This is a genomic window from Pseudolactococcus piscium (assembly GCF_002441695.1).
GTDB lineage: Bacteria > Bacillota > Bacilli > Lactobacillales > Streptococcaceae > Pseudolactococcus > Pseudolactococcus piscium.
Genome location: NZ_JXJW01000024.1, coordinates 1 through 17,346, shown reverse-complemented (window position 1 = coordinate 17,346; position 17,346 = coordinate 1). Strand labels below are relative to the sequence as shown.

Genomic DNA, 17,346 nt, shown 5'->3' with positions numbered 1-17,346 from the left:
TCTCCTCGTTTAGCCAATGATACGTTCTTCTGTATCCATATCAAAGAAATGCCCTTTATTGACATTAAATGTTAAGTCGACATGATCACCTGGTTGACGGAAGTCGCGCGCATCAACTTTTGAGACAAATTCAGTATCGCCGACTTTAGAATAGAGCATCGTTTCAGCACCTAGTAACTCAGAAACAACAACCTCTGCTCTGACATGTTGATTTGGAAAGACATCCTGCACGATTGCTTCAGCTGAGATATCTTCTGGTCGAATACCAAACCAGATTTTCTTGCCATCATAACCAGATTTCTTAAGTAATTTTTCTTGTCCTTCTGGTATCTGCATTTTAAGTCCAGCACCATTGCTGATGACACCACCGTTTAGCGTCACTTCAAAGAAGTTCATGGCAGGGCTACCAATGAATCCGGCAACAAATTTATTAGCTGGTTCATTATACAGATCTTTCGGTTCCCCAATCTGTTCGATACGACCTGTCGTCCCATCAGCACTTTTAGCCGCACTCATGATGACAATACGGTCAGCAAGCGTCATCGCTTCTGTCTGGTCATGGGTAACGTAAATCGTTGTTGCCCCAATACGACGGTGAATCTTTGCAATTTCAGCACGCATCGATACACGCAGTTTAGCATCCAAGTTTGACAAAGGTTCATCCATCAAGAAGACTTTTGCATCACGGACGATGGCACGGCCCATAGCCACACGTTGACGTTGACCACCTGACATATCAGCAGGTTTACGATCTAGTAATTCTGTCAAACCAAGGATGGCAGCGGCTTCTTCTACCCGCTGTTTAATATCGTCTTTCTTATATTTACGAAGTTTCAGACCAAATGCCATGTTATCAAAAACAGTCATATGAGGATAGAGGGCATAGTTCTGGAAGACCATAGCAATATCACGGTCTTTAGGTGCCACATCGTTCATCCGGACATTATCGATCGAGAACTCACCGCCAGTGATATCTTCAAGTCCAGCAATCATACGCAAGGTTGTTGATTTACCACAGCCTGATGGCCCAACAAATACGATGAATTCTTTATCCTTAACGTCTAGGTTAAAATCTTCTACTGCCTTTATTTTAGCATTTGGATAAACTTTATCTACATGTTCTAGTTTAAGTGTTGTCATTTGGCCTACCTCTTTTTATTTGATAACTCTATTTTATAGCAACCGCTTTCATTTTGGTATGAACAAAAAGCCTATTTTTTTTGTACAATCTGCTTTTTATGCCAAAAAGTGTAGCCTATCACCTTTCTATATCACTTTCAGTAAAAAATAGAAAAAACGCATTACCAGTAGGGTAATACGAGTTCTCATTTTCTTAAAAACTTTGACGTTTCGCTTTACGTTCAGAACGGCCTTGTGCACGACCTTCAATCCGTTTTTTAGCTGTCTTTTGTTTGTCAATTTCCCAGCCAATTTTTTTCTTGTAAGCTGGTTTGATGTGTTTCTTCTTCTTCTTAACTAGCCCAATCATCGTGATATCAAGCGCTTCTCTTGATTTTTCACGTTTCTTACGACGATCACGATCATAAGAGTCTACAATTTCACCATCTTTGATCACTTTTGGTGTAAATTTAATGCCTGTTTTCTCAAGTTCCTGAATGGCTGCATCATCAGAGGGTTGATAAAGCGTAATCGCTGTACCACCCATGCCATTTCGACCAGTCCGACCAACACGATGGACAAAGAATTCCAAGTCACGTGGAATCCCATCATTGATGATATGACTCACACCTTCGATATCGATACCACGCGCAGCTAAATCTGTCGCGACAACATATTGATAGTCAAGATTTTGAACGGCTTTCATGATCCGTTTACGTTCACGTGGCGGTACACCCCCATGAATCTTAGCAACTTTAAAGCCATTATTGGTTAAGAAGCTATGTAATTCATCTGCACGGTCTTTTGTATTAGCGAAAATCATGGCTAGATAGGGATTAAGTGTTTGCAAAATCTCTAGGATAGCGCCATTATTACCACGGCCCTTAGTTGAGAAGACCCAGTTATCGATGGTATCACTGATGACTGTTTTGGTTGCAATTTTTTCCATGACTGGATGATTGAGGTATTTTTTAAGAAAAGGTTGCAATTTTTGTGGAATCGTTGCAGAGAAAACGAGCATCTGTACTTTTTTGTCAAAGGTACTGGCGATTTTATCAACTTCTGTCAAAAATCCCATGTCTAATGTCATGTCTGCTTCATCAATGACGAAGATACTTGCTGTATACGTCTTGAGTGCTTGTGCATTGATCAAATCCATAACACGACCAGGTGTCCCGATCACGATATGCGGTTGCGAGCTGCCTAATTTTTCAATTTGACGTTTCTTATCTGTCCCACCAACAAAGTTTGAAATCTTGATGCTGTCATCAAACTTCGTAAATGCCATCGCTGCATTATAAATTTGCGTCGCAAGTTCTCTAGAGGGTGCCGTAATAACCGCTTGAACACCATCAATCTCTGTATTTATTTTTTGGAAAATCGGCAATAAAAAGGTATGGGTTTTCCCAGAACCTGTTTTAGATTCGCCGACAATATCACGCCCTTCAAGCGCAATCGGAATCAATTTTTCTTGTACGGGTGTTGCTGTTTTAAAGTGTATAGTCTCTAATGTCTCATTAATAAACGGTTTAAAATTAAAATCTGTAAATAACATATTATTCTCTTTTTTTCTAGTAGTCGTTCTACCATTATAACATAAAAAAAGCGCCAAATTATGCTTTATCGCCTTAACACCATGACCAATTTCAAAATAAGTAACAATTTGCGTCAGTATTTTATCATTTTATTCTCGTATTAGGTGTCCATAAAAGACAAATCCAAAAAACTATCATTAAGCTTTCCCAATGATAGTTGTCTGATCATGCTTGCCAATAAGCTGGTCGTTTTTTTTCATAGGCAGTGATTAAGTCTGCATATTCTAGTGTAATACCGATATCATCTAAACCATTGACAAGTTTGCGTTTCCATTCGGCATCAATTTCAAAAGTAAAATCACCTTTTGACGTCCTGATGACTTGATTTGGTAGATCAATCTCGATCGTGTCATCTGGTGATAAGCCCGCCAGTATCTGACGTGTTTCCAGTGGCTGTACAATCGGTAGAATGCCATTTTTCAATTCATTATTATAATGAATATCTGAAAATGAGCCTGCAATAACCGCATGGAAACCATAATCTTTAATTGCCCATGCCGCATGTTCACGTGACGACCCTGACCCAAAGTTATCTCCTGAAATCAAGATCGTCGCTTGACGATATTCCGGGTGATTGAGAATAAAATCTGGATTGTCACTTTCGCCGTCGCTTAGGTAACGCCATTCGAAGAACATATTTTTCCCAAAGCCAGTTTTATCTGTTGATTTCAAAAATTGTTTGGGAATGATTTGGTCTGTATCGATATTGTCATTCATGATCGGCACAGTGGTACCTTTATATACTGTAAACTTGTCCATTAAGCAACGACCTCCCGTGCATCTACAAATTTGCCATTGATTGCAGCGAGTGCTGCCATTACAGGGCTACAGAGATGTGTCCGTGCCCCATGACCTTGGCGCCCTTCAAAGTTACGATTTGATGTTGAGGCGCAGTGAACGCCTTCTGGCACGTGGTCTGGATTCATGCCCAGACACATCGAACATCCTGGCTCCCGCCATTCAAAGCCTGCATCTAGGAAGATTTTATCTAAACCGAGTGCTTCAGCTGCTTCCTTAACTGGACGACTACCTGGTACGACAATAGCAGTCAATGTCGATGCGATTTTTTGCCCCTTAACGATTTCTGCGGCTAACTGTAAATCACTTAACCGTGCATTGGTACAAGACCCGATAAAGACATAGCCCAGATCGATATCTGATGGCTTACCACCTGGTTTTAAATCCATGTAAGTGTAGGCACGTTCATCATTAAAATCTTTAATTTCAGGGAATGATTCGGTAAACTCGATCCCCATCTCTGGATTAGTGCCCCAGGTTACCATCGGTGCAAGTTTTGAGACATCTATGGTAATCACTTTATCATAGACAGCATCTGCATCAGAAGGGAGGGTCTCCCAGTCAGCAATAGCCGCAGCCATATCTTTAGGAGAGAACTCACGACCAGCCACATAGTCATAGGTTTTTTGATCGGGATTCATCAGGCCAATTTTTGAGCCGAATTCGATGGCCATATTACAGATGGTCATCCGCTCTTCCATCTCAAGATCAGCAACCGCTTCTCCAGTGAATTCAACAGCATACCCAACACCCGCATCAACGCCATGTTTGGCAATCAAGGCCAGAATGAAGTCTTTAGAGTAGACCCCTTTAGCTGGTTTGCCGATGAAGTCAACTTTCATTTGCTTTGGTTTCACTTGCCAGAGGGTTTGGGTCGCAAAGACATGCTCAACTTCACTGGTCCCAATACCAAAGGCGATCGCGCCGAAAGCACCATTTGTCGCCGTATGTGAATCACCACAAACAATGACCTTACCTGGTTGGGCGTTTCCTGTTTCTGGACCCACCATATGGACAATACCTTGACGTGCAGAACCATGTGTCGCCGCATCAATCCCAAATTCTTCAACATTTCTGGCTAAGGTATCAATCTGATTTTTAGAAATCAAATCAGAAATGTTGAAAATATCAACTGTCGGCACATTATGGTCGGTTGTCCCAAACGTTAAGTCAGGGCGACGTACCTTACGTCCAGCTTCACGTAAGCCTTGAAAAGCTTGAGGACTGGTTACCTCGTGAATCATGTGGAAATCCACATAAAGGAGTTGGGGCTCAAAGGTCTCACCTGTGATGACGTGACGCTCCCAAAGCTTATCAAAAATTGTTTGTCCCATATTACACTTCTTTCTAGTTGTTTACTATAACATACACAGCACCGATAACGATGATGACACCCAGCCACCATGTCATCTGAAAATACCCTTTTCGCGTCTTATGATGCAAGAGATGACCTGCACTGATCGCACCTAGGCCACCAAATAAAAGCGTTGCTAGTAGGAGCGTTTTCTCGCTGATACGCCACTGCCCCTTTTTCGCACGATGCTTATCTATGGCATATAAGGAAAAGGTGACGAGATTCCAAATAACCAGTATCCCGATTAAACTTAGTTTTATGTTCATGTTTAGGGTCATAGGTGTTTGATAATCGCTTCTGTCATCTCACTTAAGCTGGCTTGACCACCTAAGTCTTTCGTTAAGACACCGGCTAAAAGTGTTTGGTGCACCGCTTGTTCGATATACTCAGCTCCAGTTGTTTCACCAAAACTTTCCCGTAACATCATGGCAACTGACAAGATCATAGAGATTGGATTGGCAATGCCTAAGCCTGCGATATCTGGTGCAGAGCCATGGATAGGTTCATAAAGTGACGGACCATTTTCGGCATGTGATGCTGATGGCATGACACCCAGTGTGCCAGGCAAGACACTTGATTCATCTGATAGGATATCCCCAAAGAGATTTTCTGTCACGATAACATCAAAGTCACTCGGATTTGTGATCATCTTCATGGCTAAACTATCAACTAGGGCATGCTCTAAGGTCACATCTGGATAGTCTTTTGCCACTTCGTCGGCTACGATACGCCATAATTTTGAGGTGGCAAGGACGTTTTGCTTGTCTACAGATGTTACTTTTTTCCCCCTACCGCGTGCGATATCAAAGGCAATTCTGATAATTCGCTCGATTTCTTCATAGCTATAGTCATTGACATCACGTGCAGTACGTTCATTTAGGGTATGTTCCCCAAAGTAAATGCCACCAGTCAACTCCCGAACAACAACGAAGTCCACACCTTCGATAATTTCTGCTTTTAGTGGAGATAAGTGTTTCAATGCTTGAAAAATTTGTACAGGTCGGATATTGGCAAATAGGCCTAGCGCTTTACGTAGTGCTAGCAAACCTTGTTCAGGTCTGACAGCTGCATCATTATACTGGGGACCACCGATAGCTGCTAGCAAAATCGCATCTGCTGATTGTGTTGCTGCAAGCGTGTCATCGGGTAATGGGTGACCTGCCGCATCGATTGCAGCACCGCCAAAGGCTTTGGCCTCTATCGTATAGGTAAAGTTGATTTTAGGTGCAACAGCCGCTAAGACTGCTAGACCTGCTGCCATAATTTCTGGACCAATCCCATCACCTGCTAGGGTTACTATTTTTTTCGTCATGTCATATCCTTTTTTCAATTATAAGTCGGGGGTTGCTTTTTCAGAGATCTTTTTCGTGATGATACCAGCGTTTTCACGTTGTACCAGGGTGTTAGCATTTGAATAGGCAATCGCACTGGCACGTAAGACATCAAAATCTAGACCATTTGCATTAAAGATCGTGCCTGTATCGATATTTTCGACCGTGACATGTACTTCTGCTTGTGCATCAATCCCATCTGTTACAGCCGTAATGTTGTAGCTATCTAGCCTAACTGTGTGGTTGAAGAAGGTATCGATGGCATTGAAGGCTGCTTCGATAGACCCGCTACCAGTTGCGACGGTGTCGATGACCTCCTCACCTTCATTTTTCATGCTAATCGTGACCGTTTGTGTGCCATCTTGATTTGATGTGATAAGTAAGGTATCAAACTGGAAGCCTTTAGGATTCTCAACTGTTGTACCGGCCACTAGTGCTCGAATATCAGCATCTGTGATATCGTGTTTTTTATCTGCTAATGTCTTAAACTTAGCAAAAAGTGACTGACGTGTGTCTTCTGGTACATCTGCAAAGCCGAGCTCATTGATTTTCTCATTAAAGGCATGACGACCAGATAGTTTACCCAGTGGTAGAGAATTTTTCTTAACCCCAACGAGTTCAGGTGTAATGATTTCATAAGTTTCAGGATTTTTTAGCACACCATCTTGGTGGATACCTGACTCATGGGCAAAGGCATTACCACCAATGACCGCCTTATTTTTAGGGACTGGAATACCTGAGAAACGTGAAACAAGTTCTGATGTCGCAAAGGTCTCATTTAGGACGATGTCAGAGGTAGCTTGATAGTAGTCTTGTCTGATTTGAAGCGCTACGGCTACCTCTTCTAAGGCGACATTCCCTGCTCGCTCACCAATGCCATTTATCGTGCCTTCAACTCGACCTGCACCGCCTTTGATGGCTGCGAGTGTATTAGCTGTCGCCATCCCTAAATCATCATGACAATGCGGGCTAAAGATAATCTCGCGATCAGAGACGGTGTTCTCAATCAAAAACTTAAAGGTCTCGTAATATTCAGTCGGTGTTGTAAAACCGACCGTATCTGGAATATTAATATAGGTCGCACCAGCATCAACAGCAGTTTGCACCGCTTTTAATAAGAATGTTTTTTCAGATCGTGTTGCGTCTTCTGGAGAGAACTCCACAACATCAAACAGACTTCTTGCATAGCTGACATGTTCCGTAATCGAGGCAAGGACTTCATCTGGCGATTTCTTTAACTTATAGGCCATATGAATCGGGCTTGTGGCGATGAAAACATGAATCTGTGGAAATTTTGCATTTTTCAACGCTTTTGATACCCCGTCTATGTCTGATTTGACTGCTCTAGCGAGCCCTGTAACTGCTGTTTTCGTCAAGGTCTCAGCGATGAGTTTAACTGCCTCAAATGAGTCTGGACTTGCTGCTGGAAAACCAGCCTCGATCGCTGAAATGCCCCATTTTTCAAGTTGCTTGGCAATCATGACCTTTTCATTGATCGAAAAGTTAACGCCTGGTGTTTGTTCCCCGTCACGAAGACTCGTGTCTAAAAATTCTATTTTACGCATGATACATCTCCTTATAGTTCTAGCTCGTGTGTGATAGTAGTAGCTCATTATACTAGATAATCAGCTGACTCATTAGGTCGATAAATTGATAAAAGAAAAGCGCCTCACCTATAAAGTAAGACGCCTTGCCTGTCCTACTTGATGAATGAACGCCAAACAGGATACGAACGATAAGAGAATTCTCTTAGTACGTATCCTTTACCAACAATCGCAAGTTTGTGTTTGACATTTTCATTCGATCAACCGTAGCACCTTTCATATTTTAATCTAGTTTACCGTTTTGTGACACGTTTGTCAATCATAATCATTAAAAAAAACTATTTTTCGAACAATTCAGTCAATATTGACAGACCAGACTAGTAAAAGCAACTCAAATAGCGAAGTAAATTAACAAAAAAAATAAGCCATAGACTTATTTTCAGCAGTTATTTACTTGGATAAACATCCTTAGAGAACCATTTATCAGAAATCTTTTGGAACTCGCCATCAGTATGTAGCGTTTTGAATGCTTTGTTGATATTATCGACTAATGTTTTATCAGATTTACGCGCACCAACTGCAAAATTCTCGCTTTCATACCCTGTCGTAATGATATTATAATTCGCTAATTCTCCATTTTTGGTCAGATAGTAGTTAGCGTAAACGTTATCTATCAATAAGCCATCGATACGACCGGCTTTTAAATCAAGCAAAGCCGAATTGAAATCATCATAAAGTGTCGCATCATTATCTTTAACGCTATCTTTAAGTATCTTAGTTTGTTTGGTAAAGGCATCATAGCCTGATGAGCCTTGTTGTGCGCCTAAGACTTTGTTTTTCATGCCTGCGACATCATCGATTTTACTTGATTTCTTCGTCACAAGTACTTGTTGATTGGTCATGTAAGGATTGGTAAACTGAACTTTTTTCTCACGTTCTTTTGTTGCAGAGTAACCATTCCAAATCAGGTCAATCGAGCCGTTTTTCAACTCAGTTTCCTTCATGTCCCAGTCGATGGCTTGCATTTTTACCTTAACATCATACTTGGCGAATACGGCATTGGCAAGGTCAATATCAAAGCCGACATTTTTACCATTTTCATCCTTAAAGCCCATGGGTACAAAGGTATTATCAAAGCCAATCACAACTTGTTTTTTATCTTTAATAGAAGTCCAGCTATCTTTGGCTTCTTTTTTGCCACATCCTGCAAGGGTGATAACCGCTACTAACACAGCAGCAAAACTAATCCATTTTTTGAATTTCATATATAATACGTCTCCTAGTCTTTCGTTTTAGCATTTACTTTAACAATGGTATCCGCAATTTTTGTTGCGAAATCCATGTCGTGTGTCACAACAATTTGCGTGATGCCCAATGCTTTGTTCTCTAAAATCAGGTTAGCAACTTGATCTCTCAAGGCTGGGTCAAGCGCTGAGGTTGGTTCGTCATAGCCGATAATTTTTGGATCGATCATCATGGCACGAGCGAGGGCAACACGTTGTTTTTGACCACCTGATAAGCTGAAGGGATAGGCATTTTTTTGTTCAATCACTTCTAAGTCTGTGAGTAACTTCTCAGCTTTTGTGATGGCATCGGACTTACTTATCCCCATTGTTTTAACAGGGGAAAGGGTCAGATTTTCAAGTACGGTCATATGTGGAAAGAGTTGGAAATCTTGGAAGACGAACCCTAGTAGGTTACGTGTAATCAACTCATCTAAGCCGATTACTTCCTCATCAAAAACAACCTGACCAGCATCGATCGACTCTAATCCGGCTAACATGCGAAGTAAGGTCGTTTTACCGCCTCCTGATGGTCCTGCAATAGCGACCACTTCTCCAGCATTGATCGTCAGATTAAAGGCATCAAAGATGACTTTTGTACCAAATTTTTTGGCAATATTTTTTAATTCAAGCATGATTGCCTCCTATTTGTAGTAATCAAAACGTTGTTCGATTTTCTTAGATAAAATGGTGAGCACACCTATCAGGATTAAGTAAATCAAGGCAGCCATCATAATAGGGACGAGTGATACATCACGACTCATGGCGATTTTACCAGCCCTAAGTAGATCACCTAGTCCAACAACATAGATCAGAGATGAGTCTTTAACTAAGGTAATAATTTCATTAAACACTGATGGTAAGACAATCTTCACAACCTGTGGAATTTGGACATAGCGAACCGTTTGCCACTTAGTCAACTTGAGCACTTTTGCTGCTTCTAGCTGACCATTTGGCACTGCCTTTATCCCACCACGGAAAATCTCTGCAAAATAGGCCGCATAGTTTAGGGTAAAGGCGAGCAGCGCTGCTGGAAATCTTGGCAATGTGGGGCCAACCATCGGTAGGGCATAAAAAATAATAATCAATTGGACTAATAATGGCGTGCCCCGCATGATCCAAACATAAATATTAACAAACCAATTGACAATCGGTACGCGTAATAAGAAAGCAAGTAACATCCCTAAAGGAATGGATAAAACGAGTGTCAAGACAAAGACTAGGACAGTCAGTTTCAGACCATCAAATAATTGGGGTAAAATTTCAAAAATATAAGACATCTTTTCTCCATTAGTATAAAGTATCTCTAATCCGTCACCCTAATAGCTGGTCAACTTCAGAGATTGTATACTAAATTATAGCATGATTTAGAGACCTTTTGACAACTTTTTCATTTATCTTTATATTCATTTAACTTTACTATAGCTTAGGCTAGTAAAAATTGCATGTCTTATGTTAAACTAGTAAGTATGACTAATAAAAAAAATACATTATGGATTGGCTTACTCGCGATCATCGTTATTATCGCCTTTGGCTTAGTTTATGTTGCAAACCGACAAAGTGATGCGCCTAAAAAAGAGGCAACGACTAGTTCAAAACAACAAGGCAATGAACAAACATCTAACCAACCTGCTGAGCAGAAACAAACAGATTTACACGTGTTTACTGACTTAGCTAAGGCTGAAAAATTTGATGCTGCTAGTGTAACCGACCTTAAAGTTGAAGAACTTAAGGCAGGTACTGGTGACACGATTGCTGAAACAGATACCATCTCAGCAAACTACAGTGGTTGGAATGCTGCTGGTACGATTTTTGATACCACTAAAAAATCAGCCGATGCCAAACCGACACCGATCGAGTTTCCTCTCTCAGGTGTGATTCCTGGTTGGACAAAAGGATTAGCTGGTAAAAAAGTTGGCGGAATTTATAAGTTGATGATTCCTGCTGATATGGCCTATGGTGATAGAGCGCCTTCAAAAGATACTTCTGGACCACTCGCATTCGTCGTAGAAATCGTCGCTAAAAAATAAGACTTGAGCTTAAAAAAGCAATAGAATCAGCTGATCCTATTGCTTTTTTGTATGGGAAATTCCCCAATGATTCAATCCTGGTCAAATAAAACTGATAAAAACTTCGGCGATTGAAAAGTAAATAAAGACACTGGTTAAGTCAGACATGGTCGAAATAAATGGACCAGAGGCAACTGCTGGGTCAAAACCTAATCGATCCATACCGACTGGAATTAAAGACCCCGCAAGGTTAGCGACGGTAATGGCACAAAACATGGCGACACCAACTGCTAGACCTAGCATGATATTGCCCTTCCACAAACTCACAACGACAAAAATCGTCAGTCCTGTGACAGCTCCTGTTACCAATCCGGTGGTAATTTCTGTCAGAATCAGATCAAAAAACGACTTATTCTCATCGTCATTAAGTGAAATCCGACGAACTGATACGGCTAGAGACTGTGTCCCAGCATTACCTGCTGTCCCCGTAATTAAGCTGATAAAAATCGCCAAAACAGAAGCGCGACTTACTAAACCATCAAAATGGTCGATAAGACTAGCTGTCCCCATCCCTAAAAATAAAAGGGCAACTAACCAGGGCAAGCGTTTAGCCGCAGACTGAATTGGATTCTGATTGACATTATCGGTATTAACCCCGGCAAGACCAGAGTAATCACTTTGCGCTTCCTCGTCGATAACATCGATGATATCATCGACGGTTACAATCCCTAGCATCAGATTATCATGACTAATGACAGGCAGGGCGAGTAAGTCGTAGTCCCTAAAATAACGGGCGACACGCTCTTGTGGTTCATCAACGTCAACCTTGATAATATGCTCGTTCACAATATCAGATATCAGCGTATCATCATGTGAAATTAGGAGGCTACGTAGCGAAATAACGCCTAGCAGTTGCTTACCACTGTCTAAGACATAGACATAGTAAATGGTTTCCGCATCTTCCGCTGTCGCCTTGATCACGGTCATGGCCGAACTTACCGTTTGATTCGCAACAACTGCCACAAACTCTGTTGTCATTAAAGAGCCTGCAGTTTCCTCATCGTAGTGCATGAGGTTACGTATCTCTGATACATTTTCTGGTGCCATCAAGGTGAAGATGGAACGGCGTTCTCGCTTGCTTAAATTTGTTAAAATATCTGCAGCATTATCTGTTGACATCTCATCAAACATGGCTGATAGATATTCAGGAGAAATTTCTTTGAGGTAGGGCTTGATATCAACTGCATCAAAATCTAGATTCTCAAAAATTTCTGATAATTCTTGGGGAGAGAGGATACTATAAAGTTCCAACCGCTCAGTTTCTGTAAAATCAAGATAAAACTGGGACTGATCGTAGATATGATGGTCGAGAAATCCTTCCCTAAATGCTTGAATGTCGTTATCCTCAAGCAGTTCCTGTAACGCTAAAAAAACATTTTGTGGATCTGGACTGTTATCAGTCATCTCTTAAGGACCTCCTTCATTCATTTTTTATTGCACAACAAATCTGTTCCGCAACACTAAGCTTATACACAGATTATCATCTCTTTGCACAGTCGTCTATCCTTATATTTTATGCCTATATGGCGCTCGAATGTTGCATTCACTACCTGCAATTTCATCATCCTAATCGCGTGCTATTACGCACTTTGCCTTGTTATTATAGCGCAAAGCATTCGCCATGTAAACCAGCTTACCTTATTTATATCGGTCATTTTAAAGCAAACTGGCCATATCCTTTGGTAAACTAGCCTCTAGATTGATGATTTCCCCTGAAAAAGGATGACAAAAACTTAGCGTGTGGCAATGTAGCGCCTGTCGTAATATCTGATCACGATACCCACCATATAAATCATCCCCTAATAAAGGTGCACCTAGATAGGCAAAATGCACCCTTATCTGGTGGGTCCGACCTGTATGTAGCTGAATATCCACTAAGGTAAATTTGGCATGTGAGGCGATAGTCTGATAAGAGGTATGGGCATATTTAGCCGTTGGATGCTGCTGATCTACGACTGCTCGCTCTATGATAGAGCCATCTTTACGACCAATGGGCACTTTAATCTCTCCAGCTGACAATAATTGACTTGATGTGTGCACTAAAGCATAATAACGCTTGGTCAGCCCTTTTTGCTGTAATAACTTGTCCATCCGACTATGGGCATAGCCATGCTTAGCAAACAGCATGAGGCCTGATGTATCTTTATCTAATCTGGTCACAACATGTACTTTTTGATTGTCATAGTCCTGGGCTTTTAAGTAGCCAGCGACAAAGTTACTCATGGTCTTGTCTGGATAATTTTGACCTGTCACACTGGCAATCCCAGCAGGCTTATCAATCACGAGTAAGTGGTCATCTTCATAGACTATGTTTAAGGACATTTCTTGCTGAACCAAGGTAGGTGTCGCTTGTTCTGACGGAATATCGACAATAACTTGATCATTTTTTGCTAATTTAAAAATGGCATTTTCTCTAATGCCATTGACCAACAATTGACCACCATCGAATTTGATTTTGGCCAATAATTTTTTGGAGATCCCCTGCTGTTTGAGTAAGGTTTTTAGCAATACACCATCCTGGGTCGCTTGAAAGGTGAATCTCATTTTACTTCCCCAATAAAGGCATTTTTTACACGATGCCAAAAGCCTGTATGACCACCATTTACAAAGGCAATCTCCCCACCATCAAGGCTATAGGTAACTGAGGCAATCTTATCGTAAAAATATTCTAACTGATCTACTGTTAGCAAGTAATCATCGGCATCTTCTAGGACAAAGGTCACTGTATCCTTAGCAGCTATAATCATGGGCGCACCAAGTGTTCGATAAACAAGGTTGTTAAGTGAGGCTACCTCAGTCACTTGAAAGGCTTTAACCCGGGGATGCATCACTGCACCACCAATTGATTTATTATAGGCAGTCGATCCTGTTGGCGTTGATACCGACAAGCCGTCTCCTCTAAATTTTTCAAAAAGAAAATCTGAAATCTTAAAATCAGCAACCAAGGTTTTTGACGCACGCTTAATAATCGATTCATTTAGTGCAAGGTGCGTCTTCACGCTACCATCAGTAAAGTGAATCTGGACCTTTAAAAGCGGATATCTAAAGGCTTCAGAAGGGTCTTCATGCTTAATCGCATCTACTAATTTATCTAGTTCATGCTCCTGAAAATCGGCATAAAACCCTAAGTGTCCTGTATGGACACCTATAAATCTGACGGTTTCAAGCTGTGTTTCATAGTAATGAAGTGCAGCTAATAAAGTCCCATCTCCGCCAACAGAGATGACGATATCTGGCTGTTTTTCATCAAATATAAAGCCAGCTGCAAGACATAAGGCCTCTAGTTCAGCAGCTATGACCGTTGTCTTGTCATAATGATTTTTTATTATCCAAACTTTTTTACCAGTTGTTTTCTTCATCAAAATCATCCCGATTTTCTACGCCATCATCAACCTTACGGCGTGATGGGTTAAATAGCAGCTGTGCTTCTTGGATCTCTTCACGAATCTTACTCATTTCTTCATCTAAGGCAAAAGCTATCTTGGCTGTCGTTGCTAGACGTGTCTTCAACTCCTCTGGAAAGGCACCTTGATACTTATAGTTGAGAGAATGCTCGATGGTTGCCCAAAAATTCATAGCTAAGGTTCTTATTTGAATCTCAGCAAATATTTTTTTCTGACCATTCACCATCTCGACCGGATATTCGATCACAACATGATAGCTTCTATAGCCAGATTCTTTTTGATGATGAATATAATCGCGTTCTTGAATAATTCTGAAATCATCTCGATTCCGTAGCAAGCCCAGTACTTCATCTACGTCTTCCACAAACTGCACCATGACGCGAACACCAGCAATATCTTGCATCTCAGCGATATTTTCTGATGTAAAACCTCGCAAGCGTGCCTTATTCTTTATCGATTCAGATGGTTTAACGCGACCCGTCACAAATTCAATCGGCGAATGACGATTTTGTTTTTGATATTGTTTTCGAGCGCCACGTAATTTAATTTTTAATTCCCCGACCGCTTGAATATAGGGATCAAGGAAGGATTCCCAGTTAAATTTTTCTGTCATAATTTGATACCGATTATTCATAGTTGTTTATATCGTTCGTGTATAACGCAGCAATCCCTTGTCTGCTTAAGCTTGTCGTCATAAATACAAGTTTACCAACAGCAGGCCTATATATCATGACTTGCTAGTTAGCGACCTACCACTCACTATTTTTCCTTATATTTTCACTAGATAGCAAGCTGTAAACACTTGCTATCTTCTCTTTTTTCAAGTACAATGAAAATAATAATTACTAGTTAATTTTACCATAAACTACGAGGATTTTCTATGAAAACAAATCTTGAAATTGAATATAAAACATTGCTCAGTCTATCAGAATTTGATCAACTCAGCAAACGATTTAATCACATCAAACCTATCCGTCAAACCAATCATTATTTTGATACACCCGACCTAAAGCTTAGGAAAAACAAACTGTCTTTACGTATCCGTACCTTTAGTGATGCTGCTGAGATGACACTAAAAATCCCGCAACGCGTTGGCAATATGGAACATAATCTTGCCCTCACTTCTAAGCAAGCTACGGCCATCTTGAAGGCTGACAGTTTACTCGGTCATGGTGCCTTACTTCAGAGTATGCTTGAGTTACTAGATCAGTATACAATTGATCTAGACGCGATTCACACGCTAGGCTCTCTTACGACTACCCGTCGTGAATATCAGACACCGATTGGTCTAATGGCCTTAGATCGAAACGAATATACAAACAAAGTCGATTATGAGCTAGAATTAGAAGTTGAGGATGCCGGCTTAGGCGAGCAAAACTTCAATACGTTCTTAAAAGAAAACAAGATTGAATATCGCTATGCCCGTAGCAAGGTCGTGCGCTTCCTTGAATCGATTGGCAAGATGTCTTAACACGCCTATCCTTATTTCTTAAAAAAATGGCAGTCAACTATACTTTCATGATATCACGAGACATAGTAAATATTTCTATCTCTAGCTAATTTTTGGTAAACTATAGGTAATCGAATGCTATCTCACCAGCTAAGCAATGCTGAGATAGACCACGCATTGCTCTATATTGTATTGCCAACACAAACCGGGTCAGCAAAGCAAGCCGAGTAAGATGCATTGTCGCACACTATAGCTAGTTTTTAGAGACATTTTTTAGAAATCAGGTATTGTCATGAGTCAAGAAATCCAGCATTACTTTACTATTTTTGCCGATGATTTTGGTGTTTTTGATACACACACCTATGATTGGTTTCTCCATCCAGTCGTTACGCCTACTGCCATAAAAGAGATGCGGCATCATTATCAGCTACCTAAGACGATTGCAACCTATAATGCCTTATTTGACAGGGTCAACAAGGCCACTTTGGATTATCTGACGGTTAATTTTGCAGGTCGCCATACTGGCCGTCAGTTTCTACTCGCACTCCAGGATGAGATGCAAGGTAAAACACCTCTTGCTTATAACAACAAGGTATTGATCAAAATCCTACATCGCCTGAAATTTGATGTATCTGACTTTATCAGATACTATCACTTTGCTCAGACTAGTCTGATACAAGAACAAAAAAACTTCCATTCCGAACGATTAACCATCTTGCCTTCAACCTTAATTTACTTTCAAGATGATGTGATTAGGATTGATGCTTTGGCACAGCGTCAAATATTTGCATTTCTCAATGAAAAAACAGCTGAACGCTAGTCGTCGAGATTTCAATAAAGAACGTTAACAAAAACAGCTAAACAGGCATTACAAGCACAAAAAAGCAGCGTTGCGAACGCTGCTTTTTTTCTGGCTTTATCATAGATCGTATGGGAATTATTGCCCACACGATTTGACAAAGCGCCTTTTTACTATACCTATTTCAAATTATTTAAAGCTGTATTGAAACTTGAATTTAATGCGCGTGCTTCATCTTCAAGTAGTCGAGTTGCCCGTTTAGTTTCTGATAAAAATGCTTCATTAAGCTGATACATTCTATTGTCTAGCATGTGTAATTCGTGGCTGCTTTGCGGCATAAGTGAGTACACGTTTTCCATTAAGCGTGAGCGTTCGCGGTTAAATGCATTTTCTTTTTCAAGGATTGCCTCTTTTTGACGCTGGTATTTTCGTTTATCATCATAGTAGTTTTCTTCGAGTCGTACACGTTGTCTTAGTTTATCTGCCATGATTTTAACACCCTTTCACTGGAGACCCAAATACTAGCTGCTTCATATTTTTTAAAAACTCCTGACCAGCCTCTGAAGCTTTACCCGTCAAAGCACCTGTCAAGTCTCCAGG

18 protein-coding genes are annotated in these 17,346 nt (G+C 40.8%); 3 read left to right on the top strand and 15 right to left on the bottom strand.

Going from position 1 to position 17,346, the window contains the following annotated elements; genetic code table 11:
• Nucleotides 1-9 precede the first annotated feature (9 nt).
• The 10 genes from RU86_RS10615 to RU86_RS10570 form a co-directional block, all read right to left on the bottom strand.
• Entirely contained in the window at nucleotides 10-1,140 is a 1,131-nt protein-coding gene (locus RU86_RS10615) for an ABC transporter ATP-binding protein (RefSeq protein ID WP_096815280.1), read from the bottom strand.
• 193 nt (nucleotides 1,141-1,333) lie between these two features.
• Entirely contained in the window at nucleotides 1,334-2,674 is a 1,341-nt protein-coding gene (locus RU86_RS10610; protein ID WP_096815279.1) for a DEAD/DEAH box helicase, read from the bottom strand.
• Between the two features lie 205 nt (nucleotides 2,675-2,879).
• On the bottom strand, nucleotides 2,880-3,473 hold the full coding sequence (gene leuD / locus RU86_RS10605; protein WP_096815278.1) for a 3-isopropylmalate dehydratase small subunit: 594 nt from the start codon (nucleotides 3,471-3,473) through the stop codon (nucleotides 2,880-2,882).
• Nucleotides 3,473-4,846 (bottom strand): 3-isopropylmalate dehydratase large subunit, encoded by a 1,374-nt coding sequence (gene leuC / locus RU86_RS10600; protein ID WP_096815277.1) that lies wholly within the window; start codon nucleotides 4,844-4,846, stop codon nucleotides 3,473-3,475. Before leuC ends, leuD begins: the two co-directional genes overlap by 1 nt.
• Before the next feature lie 13 nt (nucleotides 4,847-4,859).
• The gene (locus RU86_RS10595) at nucleotides 4,860-5,132 is read right to left on the bottom strand and encodes a DUF1294 domain-containing protein (RefSeq protein ID WP_425435923.1); all 273 of its coding nucleotides are present in this window, start codon (nucleotides 5,130-5,132) and stop codon (nucleotides 4,860-4,862) included.
• 8 nt (nucleotides 5,133-5,140) lie between these two features.
• Nucleotides 5,141-6,178, bottom strand: coding sequence for a 3-isopropylmalate dehydrogenase (leuB, locus tag RU86_RS10590; protein ID WP_096815276.1), 1,038 nt, complete (start codon nucleotides 6,176-6,178; stop codon nucleotides 5,141-5,143).
• A gap of 18 nt (nucleotides 6,179-6,196) precedes the next feature.
• Nucleotides 6,197-7,762: a 2-isopropylmalate synthase gene (locus RU86_RS10585; protein ID WP_096815275.1), complete on the bottom strand. Its 1,566-nt coding sequence runs from the start codon at nucleotides 7,760-7,762 to the stop codon at nucleotides 6,197-6,199.
• 425 nt (nucleotides 7,763-8,187) lie between these two features.
• Complete coding sequence (locus tag RU86_RS10580; protein WP_096815274.1) at nucleotides 8,188-9,006, bottom strand: amino acid ABC transporter substrate-binding protein; 819 nt, start codon at nucleotides 9,004-9,006, stop codon at nucleotides 8,188-8,190.
• Between the two features lie 14 nt (nucleotides 9,007-9,020).
• Nucleotides 9,021-9,659 (bottom strand): amino acid ABC transporter ATP-binding protein, encoded by a 639-nt coding sequence (locus tag RU86_RS10575; RefSeq protein ID WP_079505139.1) that lies wholly within the window; start codon nucleotides 9,657-9,659, stop codon nucleotides 9,021-9,023.
• A 9-nt stretch (nucleotides 9,660-9,668) separates the two neighbouring features.
• Nucleotides 9,669-10,304, bottom strand: coding sequence for an amino acid ABC transporter permease (locus RU86_RS10570; protein ID WP_096815273.1), 636 nt, complete (start codon nucleotides 10,302-10,304; stop codon nucleotides 9,669-9,671).
• 189 nt (nucleotides 10,305-10,493) lie between these two features.
• On the opposite strand from RU86_RS10570, the gene RU86_RS10565 reads away from it, so the two are divergent.
• Nucleotides 10,494-11,054 carry an FKBP-type peptidyl-prolyl cis-trans isomerase gene (locus RU86_RS10565; RefSeq protein WP_179296278.1) on the top strand — a complete coding sequence of 187 codons (561 nt, stop codon included), beginning with the start codon at nucleotides 10,494-10,496 and terminating at the stop codon, nucleotides 11,052-11,054.
• An 81-nt stretch (nucleotides 11,055-11,135) separates the two neighbouring features.
• On the opposite strand, the gene mgtE is transcribed toward RU86_RS10565, so the two are convergent.
• From mgtE to yjbM, 4 genes are all read right to left on the bottom strand, one after another.
• A complete protein-coding gene (gene mgtE / locus RU86_RS10560) occupies nucleotides 11,136-12,497 on the bottom strand; it encodes a magnesium transporter (protein ID WP_096815271.1) in 1,362 nt (453 codons plus the stop codon).
• Between the two features lie 252 nt (nucleotides 12,498-12,749).
• Nucleotides 12,750-13,637 carry an RluA family pseudouridine synthase gene (locus RU86_RS10555; RefSeq protein WP_096815270.1) on the bottom strand — a complete coding sequence of 296 codons (888 nt, stop codon included), beginning with the start codon at nucleotides 13,635-13,637 and terminating at the stop codon, nucleotides 12,750-12,752.
• A complete protein-coding gene (locus RU86_RS10550; protein WP_096815289.1) occupies nucleotides 13,634-14,452 on the bottom strand; it encodes an NAD kinase in 819 nt (272 codons plus the stop codon). The genes RU86_RS10555 and RU86_RS10550 overlap by 4 nt, the downstream gene beginning before the upstream one ends.
• Nucleotides 14,433-15,110: a GTP diphosphokinase gene (gene yjbM, locus RU86_RS10545; RefSeq protein WP_047916497.1), complete on the bottom strand. Its 678-nt coding sequence runs from the start codon at nucleotides 15,108-15,110 to the stop codon at nucleotides 14,433-14,435. Before yjbM ends, RU86_RS10550 begins: the two co-directional genes overlap by 20 nt.
• A gap of 267 nt (nucleotides 15,111-15,377) precedes the next feature.
• Here yjbM and RU86_RS10540 point away from each other — a divergent pair, with 267 nt between their 5' ends.
• Together RU86_RS10540 and RU86_RS10535 are read left to right on the top strand one after the other, a co-directional pair.
• Nucleotides 15,378-15,968 (top strand): CYTH domain-containing protein, encoded by a 591-nt coding sequence (locus RU86_RS10540; protein ID WP_096815269.1) that lies wholly within the window; start codon nucleotides 15,378-15,380, stop codon nucleotides 15,966-15,968.
• 271 nt (nucleotides 15,969-16,239) lie between these two features.
• On the top strand, nucleotides 16,240-16,767 hold the full coding sequence (locus RU86_RS10535) for a DsbA family protein (RefSeq protein ID WP_096815268.1): 528 nt from the start codon (nucleotides 16,240-16,242) through the stop codon (nucleotides 16,765-16,767).
• A gap of 158 nt (nucleotides 16,768-16,925) precedes the next feature.
• Here the strand turns inward: RU86_RS10535 and RU86_RS10530 are convergent, their stop codons facing one another.
• A complete protein-coding gene (locus RU86_RS10530) occupies nucleotides 16,926-17,234 on the bottom strand; it encodes a hypothetical protein (RefSeq protein WP_096815267.1) in 309 nt (102 codons plus the stop codon).
• Between the last annotated feature and the right edge of the window lie 112 nt (nucleotides 17,235-17,346).

Bases quoted from the DNA above. Each gene is read 5' to 3' on its own strand.
- RU86_RS10580 (WP_096815274.1), bottom strand. From the start codon at position 9,006: ATGAAATTCAAAAAATGGATTAGTTTTGCTGCTGTGTTAGTAGCGGTT.
- RU86_RS10530 (WP_096815267.1), bottom strand. From the start codon at position 17,234: ATGGCAGATAAACTAAGACAACGTGTACGACTCGAAGAAAACTACTAT.
- RU86_RS10595 (WP_425435923.1), bottom strand. From the start codon at position 5,132: ATGAACATAAAACTAAGTTTAATCGGGATACTGGTTATTTGGAATCTC.
- leuB (WP_096815276.1), bottom strand. From the start codon at position 6,178: ATGACGAAAAAAATAGTAACCCTAGCAGGTGATGGGATTGGTCCAGAA.
- RU86_RS10540 (WP_096815269.1), top strand. From the start codon at position 15,378: ATGAAAACAAATCTTGAAATTGAATATAAAACATTGCTCAGTCTATCA.
- RU86_RS10575 (WP_079505139.1), bottom strand. From the start codon at position 9,659: ATGCTTGAATTAAAAAATATTGCCAAAAAATTTGGTACAAAAGTCATC.
- mgtE (WP_096815271.1), bottom strand. From the start codon at position 12,497: ATGACTGATAACAGTCCAGATCCACAAAATGTTTTTTTAGCGTTACAG.
- leuC (WP_096815277.1), bottom strand. From the start codon at position 4,846: ATGGGACAAACAATTTTTGATAAGCTTTGGGAGCGTCACGTCATCACA.
- yjbM (WP_047916497.1), bottom strand. From the start codon at position 15,110: ATGACAGAAAAATTTAACTGGGAATCCTTCCTTGATCCCTATATTCAA.
- RU86_RS10610 (WP_096815279.1), bottom strand. From the start codon at position 2,674: ATGTTATTTACAGATTTTAATTTTAAACCGTTTATTAATGAGACATTA.
- RU86_RS10615 (WP_096815280.1), bottom strand. From the start codon at position 1,140: ATGACAACACTTAAACTAGAACATGTAGATAAAGTTTATCCAAATGCT.
- RU86_RS10535 (WP_096815268.1), top strand. From the start codon at position 16,240: ATGAGTCAAGAAATCCAGCATTACTTTACTATTTTTGCCGATGATTTT.
- RU86_RS10555 (WP_096815270.1), bottom strand. From the start codon at position 13,637: ATGAGATTCACCTTTCAAGCGACCCAGGATGGTGTATTGCTAAAAACC.
- leuD (WP_096815278.1), bottom strand. From the start codon at position 3,473: ATGGACAAGTTTACAGTATATAAAGGTACCACTGTGCCGATCATGAAT.
- RU86_RS10565 (WP_179296278.1), top strand. From the start codon at position 10,494: ATGACTAATAAAAAAAATACATTATGGATTGGCTTACTCGCGATCATC.
- RU86_RS10550 (WP_096815289.1), bottom strand. From the start codon at position 14,452: ATGAAGAAAACAACTGGTAAAAAAGTTTGGATAATAAAAAATCATTAT.
- RU86_RS10585 (WP_096815275.1), bottom strand. From the start codon at position 7,762: ATGCGTAAAATAGAATTTTTAGACACGAGTCTTCGTGACGGGGAACAA.
- RU86_RS10570 (WP_096815273.1), bottom strand. From the start codon at position 10,304: ATGTCTTATATTTTTGAAATTTTACCCCAATTATTTGATGGTCTGAAA.